Here is a 14285-nt window from a genome sequence, read left to right as displayed (position 1 = left end):
AACGGCCGGAACCTTCGGGTTCCGGCTTTACGCCGTTAGAGGAATAGCGAGGTAAAGCTATGAATGACGTTAACCTGAATAACCCGGATCTCAAGCTGGTGCGTTCCAACGCCCAGGCTCCGGGGAAGGCACTGTCGTCATCTCAGGCCGAGGGCGGAAAAGCCCCTGACCTTGCTGCTTCAGGTTCGAGTGGCTCAGCCATTCAGAGCCCGCAGGCCGCGACTGAGACATCCAGAGCCGAGAAGCTTCAGGCTCGTTCGGAAGCGCAGCGGGATGAATTGAATGATGCGGTGAGCCAATTGAATGATTTCGTGCAGAATGTGCAGCGGGATCTTCAGTTTGAGGTGGATAACGAGATGGGGCAGACCATTGTTAAAGTGGTTGATCAGAGCACCCAGGAAGTCATTCGTCAGATCCCGGACGAAGTGGCAATGAGGTTGGCAGAAAAATTGCAGCAGGATGAACCGCTGACGTTGTTTAACATCAAAGTGTAAAAGCTTGCCGCTTTTACGCGGATGCCAGACAACGGTATTTCAGCACCGCCGCACCCTGACAGGGTCCGGCGGTGTTCTGCTATATACGGTGCTAGACTGTCCGTTACAGGGTGTTACAAATTGGTGTAGTGGTTAGCCGAAATATAGGCAAAGTTTTGCCGCTGGCAGCCGATAAAGGACTAAGTAAGCGAAGCGCCCCCTTGAGGAGGCATGGTTATGGCAAATATTTCAGCATTAGGTATCGGCTCGGGAGTTCTGAACTCTGATCTGGTTGATCAGCTCGTTGAAGCTGAGCGTGCGCCTAAAGAGAATCGGCTCGACACCCGAACCCAGAAGGCAGAGTTGCTCATTTCTGCCTATGGCACCTTGAAGAGCGCTATCACGGAGCTTCGGCTGCCGATGCGTCAGCTGAGCGCGCCCGACAATCTGAAAGCCTTTTCGGCAACCTCTTCAAATGAGGATGTGTCGGTTACGGTAGACAGCACCAAGGCCAGCCGTGGCACCTACAACGTCAATGTGTTGAGTCTTGCGCAGTCGCAGTCCCTGGCGTCTTCCACGTTTGCTGACCGTGACTCTACGTCGGTCGGTACCGGATCGTTCACCATTTCTTCCGGTGATAAATCGGCGACGCTCACCATCGATGGTTCTAACAACACTTTGCAAGGGCTGGCGGACGAAATCAACGAAGCGGGCATTGGCGTATCGGCTGGCGTTATCGACACGGGTAGCGGCTTCCGGCTGGTGCTGTCTTCCGAAGAAACCGGCGAGGCAAATGCCATTTCCGTTTCGGTTACCGATGATGATGGTAACAATGACGACGCTGCCGGTCTGTCCCAGTTTGTGTTTAACGACACCACCCAGAACATGCAGGAGACCATCGCTGCCAAAGACGCGAGGGTCGAGATCAACGGTATTGAGATTACCCGTTCGACCAACTCCTTCACGGATGTTATTGATGGCCTGAGTTTTGAGGCAAAAGCAGAAGGTGTGACCTCCACCATCAAAGTCGAGCAGGATTTCGGTGCGGTAGCAGATCGTGTCGGAGCGTTTGTTGAAAAGTTCAATGCCCTCCAGACAACCATCAAAGGGTTGTCCGGCTTTAATGCCGAGACGGGGCAAGGCGGTATTCTTTCGGGTGATACCACCATCCGCTCAATCCAGGCGCAGTTGCGCAATGTTCTGGGCCGCGTGGTGCCAGGGCTTGAGAATGCCAGTATTCGGACCCTGGCTGATGTCGGCATTACCACAGACTATGAAACCGGCGGTTTGAGCTTTGATCGTGCCAAGTTTGAAGAGCAGCTGAAAAAGAACCCGGACGACGTGACTGCGCTGTTCGCCGAGCAGGGCCGTACCTCGAGTGCAGACGTTGAGTTCCTTGGCTCTGGCAGCGGGACAACCCGTGGAAACTACGCCATCAATATCACCCAGGCTGCCACTCAGGGTGGCGTGCTGGGTGATTCGGCATTGGCCGACGGCGTGGTGATTGATGGTACCAATGACGAGATCGAGTTCACCGTTGACGGTTCCACCAACTTTACTATTCAGCTCAGCCAGCAAACCTACGCAAGTGCGGCCGACCTGGTGGCCGAAATCCAGAGCCAGATCGACAGCAACTCGGCCTTGAATGCAGCCGGCCAGTCTGTGCGGGTCGGGCTCGACAGCAATGGCGTACTCCAGTTTACCTCTGGAGCATTCGGCAGTAGTTCAAATGTCAGCATCCTGTCCGTGGAAAATGGTGCGGCGCTCGGGCTTTCCGCCAAAACCGGAACCTTAGGCAAAGACGTTGCCGGTACGGTCAACGGCCAGGAGGCAACCGGTGATGGCCGGGTACTGACCGTCACTGGCGCGGGCGGTGCCAAAGGCATGCAGCTTCAGGTTGCCGGCTATAAGGACGGCGATCTCGGGCGGGTGAATTTCATCGAAGGTATTGGTGAACAGGCCGTTAATCTTGTCACCGACATTGTGGGTGCCGACGGCATTCTCGATGCGAAAACGGATAGCCTGAGCCGTGATCTTGAGCGGATTCAGGAGGAACGGATCCGGCTGGAAGACAGGATTGCCTCCTACCGTGAGCGGCTGGTCAGCCAGTTCACGGCGGCGGATTCCCTGATTTCCCAGCTCAACAGTACAGGCGATTACCTGACACAGCAGCTTGCGGCACTGGCTCCGCAGAACAACAGTAATCGATAAGCGGGGCAAGTCCCGGTAACGAAGAGGTTTATTATGAACGGTTTACAGGCATATCAGCGGGTAAACGCTCAAACCAGCATCACTGACGCTGACCCTCACAAGCTGATCCAACTGCTATACAGCGGTGCCCTGGAAAGGATCAATATGGCCAAGGCCCGGATGCAGGCCAATGACATTGAGGGTAAAGGCCGGCTCATCAGCAAGGCCATTGAAATCATCGGCGGCTTGCGCAGCTTCCTTGATTTCGAGAAGGGTGGCGATCTTGCAGAGCGTCTGGAAGGTCTATACGACTATATGGAGCGGACTCTGTTCGAGGCGAATGTGAAAAACGATCCCGCCAAACTGGATGAGGTCGCTGAGCTCTTGCGTTCAATCAAAGAAGGCTGGGATGGCATCCGCGAAGAAGTGGTAACCCAGCACTCCCAGGCCGCTGGCTAAACCAGTACTTTTGCCGTCCATGGCGCCCCTATCCTTTGGCAGGGTAGGGGCTTTATAGCCATTCCCCCCGCCATCCCGTACAATGTGGCCCTTCTTTTCAACACATCCATTCTGTTCAGTCTGGAGCAAGGGCATGTCTGATATTAAAAAGGTGGTGCTGGCCTATTCCGGTGGCCTGGATACTTCCGTCATCGTTCGGTGGTTGCAGGATACCTATAACTGTGAGGTGGTAACCTTTACCGCCGATATTGGCCAGGGCGAGGAAGTGGAGCCGGCGCGTGCGAAAGCCGAAGCGCTGGGCGTTAAGGAAATCTACATTGAGGACCTGCGCGAGGAGTTTGTGCGCGATTACGTGTTCCCGATGTTCCGCGCCAATACCATCTACGAAGGCGAGTACCTGCTGGGTACCTCTATCGCCCGCCCGCTGATTGCCAAGCGCCTGATCGACATTGCCAACGAAACGGGTGCAGACGCCATCTCTCACGGTGCTACCGGTAAAGGTAACGACCAGGTTCGGTTCGAGCTTGGCGCCTATGCCCTGAAGCCCGGCGTGAAGGTGATCGCTCCCTGGCGTGAGTGGGATCTGAACTCCCGCGAGAAGCTGCTCAAGTACTGTGAAGAGCGCAACATCCCGGTGGAAATGAAGAAGGGCAAGAGCCCGTACTCCATGGACGCCAACCTGCTGCACATCTCCTACGAAGGCATCAACCTGGAAGACCCCTGGGCGGAAGCCGAGGAAGACATGTGGCGTTGGAGCGTATCTCCGGAAGCCGCGCCGGACAAGCCCACTTACGTGGAGCTCACCTACAGGAAAGGCGACATCGTTGCCGTTGATGGTCAGGAAATGAAGCCCCACGTGGTGCTGGAAACCCTGAACAAGCTGGCCGGTGAAAATGGTATTGGCCGCCTGGACATCGTCGAGAACCGCTACGTGGGCATGAAGTCCCGCGGCTGTTACGAAACTCCGGGTGGTACCATCATGCTGCGCGCCCACCGCGCCATCGAGTCCATTACTCTGGACCGTGAAGTGGCACACCTGAAGGACAGCCTGATGCCGCGCTATGCTGAGGTGATCTACAACGGTTACTGGTGGTCCCCGGAGCGTGAGGCTCTTCAGGCGCTGATCGACCAGACCCAGAACTACGTGAACGGCACCGTTCGCCTGAAGCTGTACAAGGGCAATGTAGACGTGGTCGGCCGTAAGTCTGACGATTCTCTGTTCGATGAGAAGATCGCCACCTTTGAAGAAGACCAGGGTGCTTACGATCAGAAAGATGCGGAAGGCTTTATCAAGCTGAACGCGCTGCGCCTGCGGATTGCCGCTGGCAAAGGCCGCAAGCTTTGATGGTTTGTTGATGCCCTGAAAACGCCCGGTTCATAGCCGGGCGTTTTTGTTTATACTTTTCAAACAATTCCAACAACGAAAGTCATCACCATGAATGCGTTGGGCACAGCTTCCGTCGCCGCTTTGCGGCAGTATGTTCGCTACGCCGATGCCAAAGGTATCGCGGTTGATCCGCTGTTTGAAAAGGCGGGTTTGAAGCCGGAGATCCTGGATTCCGATGAGGGCCGAATCGGCGGCGAACAGCTCCAGGCGTTCATTCACCTGCTGGCCGAACATACCGGTAACCCGGTACTGGGATTGGAGACCGGCGACTATGTGCAACCCGGTTCCTACAGTGTACTGGGTTACATCACCATGAGCTGCGCCACGTTGGGGGAAGCGGTTACCCGTATTGCGCCCTATGAGAAGCTGGTGGGGGATATGGGTACCACCCGCCTCAAGATGAAGGGCGATTCCGCGACACTGATCTGGACCTGCAATTTTACCGATCCTGTGGTGTGGCCCCAGGTGGTGGACAATGTCTTTGCCTCCTGGATCAATTATGCGCGATGGCTGGCAGACAGCACGGATGCCACGCCGCTGGAAGTTCGCCTGAAGCGGCCTTCTCCCGGCCCGGAGCATGAGAAGGCCTATGCTTTGCGCTGGCAGTGCCCTGTACAGTTTGATGCAGAGGAGGACAGTGTCACCTTTGCTCAGACACTGCTCGCAACACGCCTGCGTCAGCCAGACCCGCTATTGCGAAAAACCCTGGAAGCCCATGCATTGTCTCAATTGGCGTTGCTCGACACCGACACGGATCTGACCAGCAAGGTAAAGCAAAGCATCCAGAAACAGCTCGCCGAGGGCATTACCCGTCAGGATATGGTCGCCGAGGATCTGGGGATGACCAGCCGTACCTTACAGCGAAAGCTGAGCCAGGAAGGGGTGTCTTATCAGAAGTTGCTGGATGAGGTGCGCCAGCAGATCGCGGAGGACTATTTGCAGAATACCGACATGAGTATTCCGGATATTGCCTTGCGCCTGGGGTACAGCGAAACCACGTCGTTTCATCGCAAGTTCAAGGCAGCGACCGGTAAAACGCCCGGGGATTTTCGAAGGCAATAAAAAAGCCAGCTTACGAGAGCTGGCTTAAGAAATTCGGAAAGAACGAAAGTGCCTGAAAAATTCGTTAATCCTGCGGAATCAGCTTGCGGTACCCATATGGCGGCGGAGGTACTACTCGGCTCCTCCGCCATGGGTGGATACTGCTTGATTCCACAATCTCAGAATAAGCCTGTTCGCCTTTCCTGTCTGTTTGTGAAGTGTGTCCCAGTGTTACTGTTTGTGATCGCTACACACCTTCCCGTATCTCCGGGGCGGTTTCGGTGAACCGGCGGGTTTCATAGGCGTCCACAAGGCCCTGTACAGCAGCGCGTTCCATATCCTGTACCGTGGGGGTGCCGTCCTGAGCATCGGCTTTGCAAAGGGCCATGCCGGCTTCTACAGAGATGAAGCCTGCGGTGGTTTTCAGCGCTTTGTGGTTGATGCCGTCAAAAATGCGCCGGAACGCGGTGGTGGTGCAGTGATCACTGTTGGGAAAGTAGGAGACAATCGCAAACTGGTTGTCCCCCACCCGGCACAGGGCATCAATCGGCCGAATCAATGTGCTCAGGCGCCGGGCGATGCCGATCGACAGTTCGCTCATCACGCTGGGCGGATGCTTGCGCTTCAGCTCTTGCCAGTTACGGATGCCGCACATGACGTAGGCGGTTGACCCGCCGCGGGATTCGGCGTGGCGCAGGGTTTTCTGCAAGCGCTGGCGCGCGTATTTGTTGTTGGTCAGCCCGGTTTCCAGATCAATGATGTTGCTGGATTCCAGTTCCCGGTTGTTCTCCACCAGCAGCGCGTTGGCGCGCAGCAGGGTGTTCTGCCGGTCTGCCATGCGGTCCGCCGCAAAGATGCGAGGGATGAGCTGTTTGGTCATGTCTGATTTGTAGATGAAGTCGTCCACACCCCGGTCGAACGCTTCCGACAAGGCTTCCACGCTCTCGCGGGCGGTGAGCAGAATCACATAGGTGTAGTGGTTGTTCTGCTCGTCTTGCTGGCGAACCTGGTCGGTCAGCTGCAGGCCGTCCATTTCTGGCATCAGCCAGTCTGCAATCAGTACGCTGACCGGGCGTTGTTCCATGAGTTTCAGGGCAGCCGATGCGTTGTTGGCGATGCGTATGTCGCGGTATCCGGCATTTCGCAGCGTACGGCCCACCACCATACTGCTGAATTTGGCGTCGTCTACTACGAGAATGGGAAGATCGAGGTTTGGCATTATTTATCTACTTCTTACCAGTCCATTGTCAGATGCGGTTCGCCACAGCTCTTGGTATTCTTGGCGGTTTCGAACATCCGTAATCAAATTGTCGCCACAGTATACCCCTCCGTGGCCTTTGGAGAATAACGACTATGCCTTCTTTTGACATTGTTTCAGAAATCGAAATGCACGAAGTTACCAACGCGGTGGATCAGGCCAAGCGTGAACTGGGTAACCGCTGGGATTTCAAGAATGTTGAGGCGGATATCGAGCTGGAGGACAAGCGCCTGACTTTGAGCGCAGAGCAGGAGTTCCAGCTGGAGCAAGTGGTGGACATGATGCGAATGGCTTTTGCCAAGCGCAACATCGACACGCGTGCCCTGTCGGAAGATGGCGAAAGCAAAGCGGGCAAGCTGGTGAAGCAGCATTTCACCCTGAAGCAGGGTATTGAAACGGACATGGCCAAGAAGATCGTGAAGATGATCAAAGAGCAGAAGATGAAAGTGCAGGCCAGCATTCAGGGCGACAAGGTACGGGTTACCGGCAAGAAACGGGACGACCTGCAGGAAGCCATTGCCATGTTGCGTGAGGCAGAACTGGACATCCCGCTGCAGTTCAACAACTTTCGCGACTGATTCGGAGAGGCTCTTATTTATCTTCCCCCCAATGTTGTAGCCCTGATTCGGGATACCGCCTACACCTACACCCGCTGGCAAGTAATTGCCATGTTGTTTCTCGGGTTCTCGGCGGGGCTGCCCTTTCTGCTGGTGTTTTCCACCCTCAATGCCCGCCTGGCAGACGTTGGGGTGGAGACCGCCACCATCGGTTTTTTCAGCTGGCTTGGCATTACCTATTCCATCAAGGTGTTCTGGGCGCCGGTGGTGGACCGGCTGAAACTGCCGGTGCTGGATCGCTTGTTTGGCAAGCGCCGCAGCTGGATTCTGCTGGCTCAGGCGGGCATTGCCACCGGGTTGTACCTGATGTCCCAGACAAACGCCCTGGCGGCTCCGGAGACACTGGCGCTGTTCGGATTGTTGGTGGCTTTTTCCTCCGCCACGCAGGATGTGGCCATTGATGCCTATCGCATTGAGATTGCTCAGGAGCGTCTGCAGGCGGCGTTAGCGGCCACATACATCTTTGGTTATCGGCTGGCGTTGCTGGTGGCTGGCGCCGGTGCACTGTATGTGGCGGAGTTCTGGTCCTGGGAAGTGTCGTATCAGGTGATGGCAGCGCTGGTGGGTGTGGGTGCGCTGACGGTGCTGATTGTGAAAGAGCCGGAAGTAAACCATTTTGCGGCTGCGCAGGACATTGCCCATCGAATTGAGGAAGAGGTGGAGAAACGAAGCCACCTGCCGGAACGCCTGGCCAGGTTAACTGGCTGGTTCTATGCCGCGGTGGCTGGCCCGTTTCTGGACTTCTTCCGTCGGTATCGGGAGCTGGCGGTGGCCATTCTGGTGCTGGTGGCGGTGTATCGCATTTCGGATATTGCCATGGGGGTGATGGCCAATCCGTTCTATCTGGATTTTATGGGTTTCAGTAAAACCCAGGTGGCCGATGTCACCAAGGTGTTCGGGTTTTTCATGACCATTGTTGGCTCCATGGTCGGTGGAGTGCTGGTGGTGCGCTATGGCGTGCGCCGGATACTGCTGGCAGGTGCCGTCATGACGGCGGCAACCAATCTTCTATTCGTGCTGCTAGCCCAGCAACCACCGGATATCGCGGCGCTGGCCTTGGTGGTGAGTGCCGATAACCTCAGTGGCGGTATTGCCAACGTGGCGCTGATTGCCTGGCTGTCCAGCATGACCAGTGCCTCGTTCACCGCCACCCAGTATGCCTTGTTCAGCTCGCTGATGACGCTGCCGGGCAAGTTCCTGGGGGGCTTTTCCGGGATTGTGGTGGCGAACTATGGCTACGCCGAGTTCTTCCTGATTGCGGGGTTGATGGGCGTGCCTGCGATTCTTCTGGTGCTGTTTATGATGCGACAAGGCGCCAGGCTGGATGCGCTGGCGCCAGTCAAACATGAGGAAGATGCCCTGGTGAAATAGCGGCCGCTCAGGAAGAGCAGCTGATGTTCAGATGTTTCCCCCAATCCGGTGGCAGGGCAGCGTATTTCTCATACTCGGGTTGCTCATCAAAGGGCTTTTCCAACACCTTGAGCAGTTCCTTCATTGGCTCATAGTCGCCGTTCTGCGCCTCCAGGATGACTTGCTGGGCCAGGTAGTTGCGCAGAATGTACTTCGGGTTTACCCGGCGCATGGCGTATTCCCGTTCATCGTGGCCGCGGGTTTCCTTCTGTAGTCTGGCTTCGTAACGTTCCAGCCATTCGTCAGCCACGCTGCGGTCTGCGAACAGATCACGAACCGGCGCGGTGCCATGGTCGTGCAGGTTGGACAGGCCGCGGAAAAACCGGGTGTAGTCCACGCGGTGTTCGTGGAGCATGCTGAAGGTGTCCATGATCAGGCCCATATCTGACCCATCCGCTTCCTCCAGCCCCAGTTTGGCGAGCATCTGGTGTTTGAAATGCTCGTTGTAGGCGGTTTCATAGCGTCGCAGTCCCCGGCGAACGGTATCTTCGTCCATGATCGGCAACAATGCATTGGCCAGGTACTGACAGTTGATAAAGCCTACCTGGGGCTGGCGATTGTAGGCATAGCGGCCTTCGTGATCGGAGTGATTGCAAACGAAGCCGGCGTCGAAATCGTCCAGGAAGGCGAATGGGCCATAGTCAAAAGTGTCACCGATAATCGACATATTGTCGCTGTTCATCACCCCATGGCAGAAACCAACGGCCTGCCATTTCGCGATTAACCTAGCGGTGCGTTCCACCACTTCCTCAAACCAGCGGGCGTAGCGTTGGTCCTCCGGCAAGCTGATCAGGTGAGGGAAGTGCAGGGCAATTACATGTTCTAGCAATGTTTTCAGGGCGTCCGGCCCTTCATGGTGGGCTGCAAACTCGAAGTGGCCAAACCGGATGTGGCTTTTCGCTACCCGCATCAAAGCGGCGGCGGTCTCGATGGACTCCCGGCGCACCGGGTCTTTGGCGCTGATCATGAACAGCGCGCGGGTGGTGGGTATTCCCAGGCCATGCATGGCTTCACTGCACAGATATTCACGAATGGTTGACCGGAGTACTGCCCGGCCATCGCCGAAGCGGGAGTAGGGCGTGGTGCCTGCCCCTTTCAGGTGCCAGTCCCAGCGTGTACCGTCCGGTCCCACGGTTTCCCAAAGTAAGAGGCCGCGGCCATCGCCCAGTTCCGGGTTGTACATGCCGAACTGATGCCCGGTGTACTTCATGGCGACCGGGTCCATCCCCTCCAGGAGTTCGGCGCCGGCACCAATGGCCGCCCAGTCATTTTCATTCCGCACCAGAAATCCCATATCGCTGGCCAGGGCCTGGTTAAAGCAGACCATTCGCGGTTCAGACAGGGGGGATGGCTGCACCCGACTGTAGAAGCTGTCCGGTAATTCCAGGTAGCGATGTTCCACCTGAAAGCTGTTGTTGCTCATAAAACGACCTGGCTTTGGTATGAATACTGCGTATGTATAGGGTTGAAGCCTAACAACAGATTGCAGAGCAGGTGAACCAAATGCAACCACACCTGATAGTTTTCACCGACCTGGACGGCACCTTGCTGGACCATCACAGCTACAGCTGGCGGGCCGCATCGCCGGCCATGGCAAAGTTGGCCGCTAACGGTATCCCCTTGATTTTTAACTCCAGTAAAACCGCCGCCGAGATGCGCCATCTGCAAAACGCGATGGGCATACGGGCCCCCTTTATCGTCGAGAACGGTGCGGCGGCGGTTATCCCGGCGGGCTGTCTGGGCCGCACCGAAGAACAGGTGATGAATTTTGGAGCAGATCACCAGCAGGTCCTTCGCACGCTTATGGTGCAGAGAAAGGCAGGTGCACAGTTTCGGGGCTTTTCGGATATGGCGGATGCGGAACTGGCGGAGGTTGCGGGCCTGGATGAGGTGGAGGCCTCTCGGGCCCGGCAGCGCCTGGGTACGGAGCCGCTGATCTGGCAAGGCAGTGACCCGGAGCTGGACCAATTCAGTGCGGCACTGGGGCGTGAGGGGCTCCGTCTGGTGCAGGGGGGGCGTTTCTGGCACGCCATGGGGCGCTTCGACAAAGCCGAGGGGGCCCGCTTTTTGCTGGAGCAATACCGGGAGCACTATCGGGGCGAGCCGCTAGTCACCATCGCATTGGGCGACAGCCCGAACGACCAGCGCATGCTGGAGGCCGCGGATATCCCGGTGGTGATTCGCGGGGTGAACAGCGATCAGGTCCAGTTACCATCGCAGAAGCACCCCATGCGCTCCCTGAAGCCCGGCCCGGAGGGTTGGAACGAATGCGTACTCAATCTTCTTTTTGAGTACGGCTACTAGGCCGCCTGGTGTGGCCAAAAGTAAAGGAGAGGCGCCATGGGCGACTTTTACCAGAATGGCATAGTAACGACCCTGCACAATCTTGTGCGACGACCGGTAGAAGACATCGAGGCCGATCTGCTTCAGTTCCGTAAAGCGCGGCCCATGTCACTGGTGTTGCCGTCGCTGTATTCAGAGCTGGAAGGCCCCGCCCTGAAACACATTGTCCAGGAGCTGGCAAAGGTGCCTTACCTGGAAGAAATCGTGATCGGGCTCGATCGTGCCGATGAAGCACAATACCGGCACGCATTGGAGTACTTCTCCGAACTGCCTCAGCCGTTCAAGGTACTGTGGAACGATGGGCCGCGTTTGCGGGCCATCGACCTCAAGCTTCGCGAGCAGGGCCTGGCCCCAACTGAAATGGGTAAGGGGCGGAATGTCTGGTATTGCTTCGGTTATGTCCTGGCCTCCGGGGTGAGCAAATCGGTGGCGTTGCATGATTGCGATATCCTGACCTACTCGCGGGACCTGCTGGCACGGTTGATTTACCCGGTGGCCAACCCTGGATTCAACTACATGTTCTGTAAGGGCTATTACGCCCGGGTCGCCGACAGCAAGATGAATGGCCGTGTCAGTCGTCTGCTGGTAACCCCGTTGATCCGTGCCCTGAAAAAAGTCTGCGGCCCGAACGATTTTCTCGACTACCTCGACAGCTACCGCTATCCCCTGGCCGGAGAATTCTCGTTCCGCACAGATGTTATCAATGACCTGCGCATTCCCAGTGACTGGGGGCTCGAGATTGGTGTGCTCTCGGAGATGAAACGAAACTACGCCACCAATCGCCTGTGCCAGGTGGATATTGCTGATGTCTACGATCACAAGCATCAGGATCTCTCGCCGGAGGATGCCAGCCGAGGGCTGTCCAAAATGAGCGTGGATATCGCCAAGGCCCTGTTCCGAAAGCTGGCCACCAATGGCGAAGTGTTCTCCAATGAAAAGTTCCGCACCATCAAGGCGACCTATTTCCGTATTGCTCTGGATTTTGTGGAAACCTATCAGAACGACGCCGTGATCAACGGGCTCGGCTTTGATCGGCACAAGGAAGAAAAGGCGGTGGAATTGTTTGCCCAGAATGTGATGCGCGCCGGTGCCTACTTCCTGGATAACCCCATGGACACCCCCTTCATCCCCAGCTGGAACCGGGTGACCAGTGCCATTCCGGACATTCGTGAGCAACTGCTGGAGGCTGTTGAACTGGACAATCAGGAATATCGGCCATGATTCAGCCACTGAAGAGCAAGCTGCAAGGTATGCTCGAGGTCGTCTATCCCTCGGTAGATTGTGACTTTCTGGCGGAGCAGTTACTGGCCACCATGGGGCTGGCGCCCAATGCCGACGCCCCACCGGCCCACCAGAACCATTGGGACGAAACCGATGTGTTGCTGATTACCTACGCGGATACGCTTCAGCAATCGGACGAGAAGCCACTGGTGACGCTCAAGCGCTTCCTGGATGACTGCCTTAAGGACTCCGTTTCCGCGGTGCACATACTGCCGTTTTTTCCCTTCAGCTCTGATGATGGCTTTTCGGTGATGGATTACCTGGCGGTGAATGAGAGTCACGGTGGCTGGCCGGAAATTGAGGCCATTGCCCGGGACTACAAGTTGATGTCCGATCTTGTGATCAACCACATGTCGGCCCGCAGCCGGTGGTTCGAAAACTATAAGAAGCGCATCGACCCGGGTAAGGACTATTTCTTTGAAGGCAACCCGAAAGACGACCTCAGCCAGGTAGTGAGGCCACGTACGTCGCCCCTGCTCAATCCGGTGCAGACCGACGACGGCGAGCGCTATGTGTGGTGCACCTTCAGTGAAGATCAGGTAGACCTGAACTTTGCCAACCCGCAGGTACTGTTGGAGTTTGCGGGGATCATCCGCCAATACCTGGAACGGGGTGTGATGATTTTCCGTATGGATGCCGTGGCCTTTCTCTGGAAAGAGCCGGGCACGCCGTGTATTCACCTGCAGCAAACCCACGAGCTGATCAAGATTCTGCGCTTGCTGATTGAACATCACACGCCGGACGCGGTGGTGATTACCGAAACCAACGTGCCTAACCGGGAGAACCTGACTTATTTTGGCAATGCCAACGAAGCCCATGCCATCTATAACTTTTCGTTGCCGCCCCTGCTGATCAACACGCTGGTGACCGGCAATTGCCGACATCTGAAAACCTGGCTGATGAGTATGCCCCCGGCGCAGCTGGGCACCACCTATCTGAACTTTATCGCTTCCCACGACGGCGTTGGTCTGCGGCCCACAGATGGTCTGCTGACCGAAGATGAAAAGCAACGCCTGATCAACACCATGGAGTCGTTTGGGGGTAAGGTGTCCTATCGCCGGACGGCCGACGGGCGGGATCAGCCCTATGAGATGAACATTGCGCTCTGGGATGCCCTCAAAGGAACCGCAGAAGGCGGTGCTGACCACTGGCAGCTCGCGCGATTCCTGTGTGCGCATACCATCATGCTGGCTCTCGAGGGCATTCCCGCCTTTTATATTCACAGCTTGCTGGCCACGGAGAACGATCAGGCGCGGGTGGAGCATACCGGGCGCCTGCGCTCCATTAACCGCAGTCAATGGCAGTTGTCGCAACTGGAGGAAACTCTCGCAGATCCACTGACCCACCACAGCAAGGCATTCCGGGAGCTGAAGCGTTTGATTGCCATACGCCGCGCTCAACCTGCGTTCCATCCGAACGCCACGCAGTTCACCTTGCACCTGGGGTTGCAGTTGTTCGGGTTCTGGCGCCAGAGCATGCGACGGGAGCAGTCGGTGTTCTGTATCCATAACATCAGTCCCGAGGTGCAGCAGGTGGCGCTCAGTGATATTAATCTGATCGGAACGGATCGCTGGGTAGACTTGATCTCCGGAATGGAGGTGGATGATCTGGCTGGGTCAATCACCCTGAAGCCGTATCAGAGTGTGTGGTTGTCCAACCAGCAGAGACGCTGAGCGTTAAGGCGAATGCCTCAGGAATGAGGCATGGTTGGTTTGTATTCTGCAAGTCGGTGGTTATAATCGGGACTGCTCAGGATGAGTCAGTTCAACATAATCTTCAGGGATCGAAGTCATGCCCCAGGCAAGCGGATTGCAGTTCACCGCCCG

At 56.5% G+C, this 14285-nt stretch carries 12 protein-coding genes; 10 read left to right on the top strand and 2 right to left on the bottom strand.

Annotated elements, in window-relative coordinates:
- Positions 1–59 precede the first annotated feature (59 nt).
- From ARC85_RS07340 to ARC85_RS07320, 5 genes are all read left to right on the top strand, one after another.
- Positions 60–494: a flagellar protein FlaG gene (locus ARC85_RS07340; RefSeq protein ID WP_014422025.1), complete on the top strand. Its 435-nt coding sequence runs from the start codon at positions 60–62 to the stop codon at positions 492–494.
- A 216-nt stretch (positions 495–710) separates the two neighbouring features.
- On the top strand, positions 711–2684 hold the full coding sequence (gene fliD, locus ARC85_RS07335) for a flagellar filament capping protein FliD (protein WP_121207890.1): 1974 nt from the start codon (positions 711–713) through the stop codon (positions 2682–2684).
- A 33-nt stretch (positions 2685–2717) separates the two neighbouring features.
- Positions 2718–3122 (top strand): flagellar export chaperone FliS, encoded by a 405-nt coding sequence (gene fliS / locus ARC85_RS07330; RefSeq protein WP_011786035.1) that lies wholly within the window; start codon positions 2718–2720, stop codon positions 3120–3122.
- Positions 3123–3255: 133 nt separating this feature from the next.
- Complete coding sequence (locus ARC85_RS07325) at positions 3256–4467, top strand: argininosuccinate synthase (RefSeq protein ID WP_011786034.1); 1212 nt, start codon at positions 3256–3258, stop codon at positions 4465–4467.
- 90 nt (positions 4468–4557) lie between these two features.
- Positions 4558–5571, top strand: a complete 1014-nt coding sequence (locus ARC85_RS07320; protein WP_286714627.1) for an AraC family transcriptional regulator — start codon at positions 4558–4560, stop codon at positions 5569–5571.
- Positions 5572–5797: 226 nt separating this feature from the next.
- Here ARC85_RS07320 and ARC85_RS07315 read toward each other — a convergent pair whose 3' ends face one another.
- Positions 5798–6769 (bottom strand): response regulator, encoded by a 972-nt coding sequence (locus ARC85_RS07315; protein WP_286714626.1) that lies wholly within the window; start codon positions 6767–6769, stop codon positions 5798–5800.
- A 134-nt stretch (positions 6770–6903) separates the two neighbouring features.
- On the opposite strand from ARC85_RS07315, the gene ARC85_RS07310 reads away from it, so the two are divergent.
- Complete coding sequence (locus tag ARC85_RS07310) at positions 6904–7386, top strand: YajQ family cyclic di-GMP-binding protein (protein WP_286714625.1); 483 nt, start codon at positions 6904–6906, stop codon at positions 7384–7386.
- Positions 7387–7401: 15 nt separating this feature from the next.
- Complete coding sequence (locus ARC85_RS07305) at positions 7402–8796, top strand: AmpG family muropeptide MFS transporter (protein ID WP_502688010.1); 1395 nt, start codon at positions 7402–7404, stop codon at positions 8794–8796.
- Positions 8797–8803: 7 nt separating this feature from the next.
- Here the strand turns inward: ARC85_RS07305 and ARC85_RS07300 are convergent, their stop codons facing one another.
- Positions 8804–10258, bottom strand: a complete 1455-nt coding sequence (locus ARC85_RS07300; protein ID WP_286714623.1) for a protein adenylyltransferase SelO — start codon at positions 10256–10258, stop codon at positions 8804–8806.
- 80 nt (positions 10259–10338) lie between these two features.
- Between ARC85_RS07300 and ARC85_RS07295 the strand changes: the two genes are divergently transcribed.
- From ARC85_RS07295 to ARC85_RS07285, 3 genes are read left to right on the top strand one after another with little or no spacing between them, the layout of a single operon-like run.
- On the top strand, positions 10339–11139 hold the full coding sequence (locus ARC85_RS07295) for an HAD-IIB family hydrolase (RefSeq protein WP_023008997.1): 801 nt from the start codon (positions 10339–10341) through the stop codon (positions 11137–11139).
- 36 nt (positions 11140–11175) lie between these two features.
- Positions 11176–12399 carry a glycosyltransferase family protein gene (locus ARC85_RS07290; RefSeq protein ID WP_022992716.1) on the top strand — a complete coding sequence of 408 codons (1224 nt, stop codon included), beginning with the start codon at positions 11176–11178 and terminating at the stop codon, positions 12397–12399.
- Positions 12396–14132 carry an alpha-amylase family glycosyl hydrolase gene (locus ARC85_RS07285; protein WP_023008996.1) on the top strand — a complete coding sequence of 579 codons (1737 nt, stop codon included), beginning with the start codon at positions 12396–12398 and terminating at the stop codon, positions 14130–14132. The genes ARC85_RS07290 and ARC85_RS07285 overlap by 4 nt, the downstream gene beginning before the upstream one ends.
- The last annotated feature ends 153 nt before the right edge of the window (positions 14133–14285 follow it).

Source organism: Marinobacter sp. tcs-11 (assembly GCF_002049515.1).
GTDB classification, from domain to species: domain Bacteria; phylum Pseudomonadota; class Gammaproteobacteria; order Pseudomonadales; family Oleiphilaceae; genus Marinobacter; species Marinobacter nauticus.
This window is presented reverse-complemented; position numbering and strand designations above follow the sequence as displayed.

Coding starts and splice junctions, on each gene's coding strand:
- ARC85_RS07340 (WP_014422025.1), top strand. CDS start 60: ATGAATGACGTTAACCTGAATAACCCGGATCTCAAGCTGGTGCGTTCC.
- fliD (WP_121207890.1), top strand. CDS start 711: ATGGCAAATATTTCAGCATTAGGTATCGGCTCGGGAGTTCTGAACTCT.
- fliS (WP_011786035.1), top strand. CDS start 2,718: ATGAACGGTTTACAGGCATATCAGCGGGTAAACGCTCAAACCAGCATC.
- ARC85_RS07325 (WP_011786034.1), top strand. CDS start 3,256: ATGTCTGATATTAAAAAGGTGGTGCTGGCCTATTCCGGTGGCCTGGAT.
- ARC85_RS07320 (WP_286714627.1), top strand. CDS start 4,558: ATGAATGCGTTGGGCACAGCTTCCGTCGCCGCTTTGCGGCAGTATGTT.
- ARC85_RS07315 (WP_286714626.1), bottom strand. CDS start 6,769: ATGCCAAACCTCGATCTTCCCATTCTCGTAGTAGACGACGCCAAATTC.
- ARC85_RS07310 (WP_286714625.1), top strand. CDS start 6,904: ATGCCTTCTTTTGACATTGTTTCAGAAATCGAAATGCACGAAGTTACC.
- ARC85_RS07300 (WP_286714623.1), bottom strand. CDS start 10,258: ATGAGCAACAACAGCTTTCAGGTGGAACATCGCTACCTGGAATTACCG.
- ARC85_RS07295 (WP_023008997.1), top strand. CDS start 10,339: ATGCAACCACACCTGATAGTTTTCACCGACCTGGACGGCACCTTGCTG.
- ARC85_RS07290 (WP_022992716.1), top strand. CDS start 11,176: ATGGGCGACTTTTACCAGAATGGCATAGTAACGACCCTGCACAATCTT.
- ARC85_RS07285 (WP_023008996.1), top strand. CDS start 12,396: ATGATTCAGCCACTGAAGAGCAAGCTGCAAGGTATGCTCGAGGTCGTC.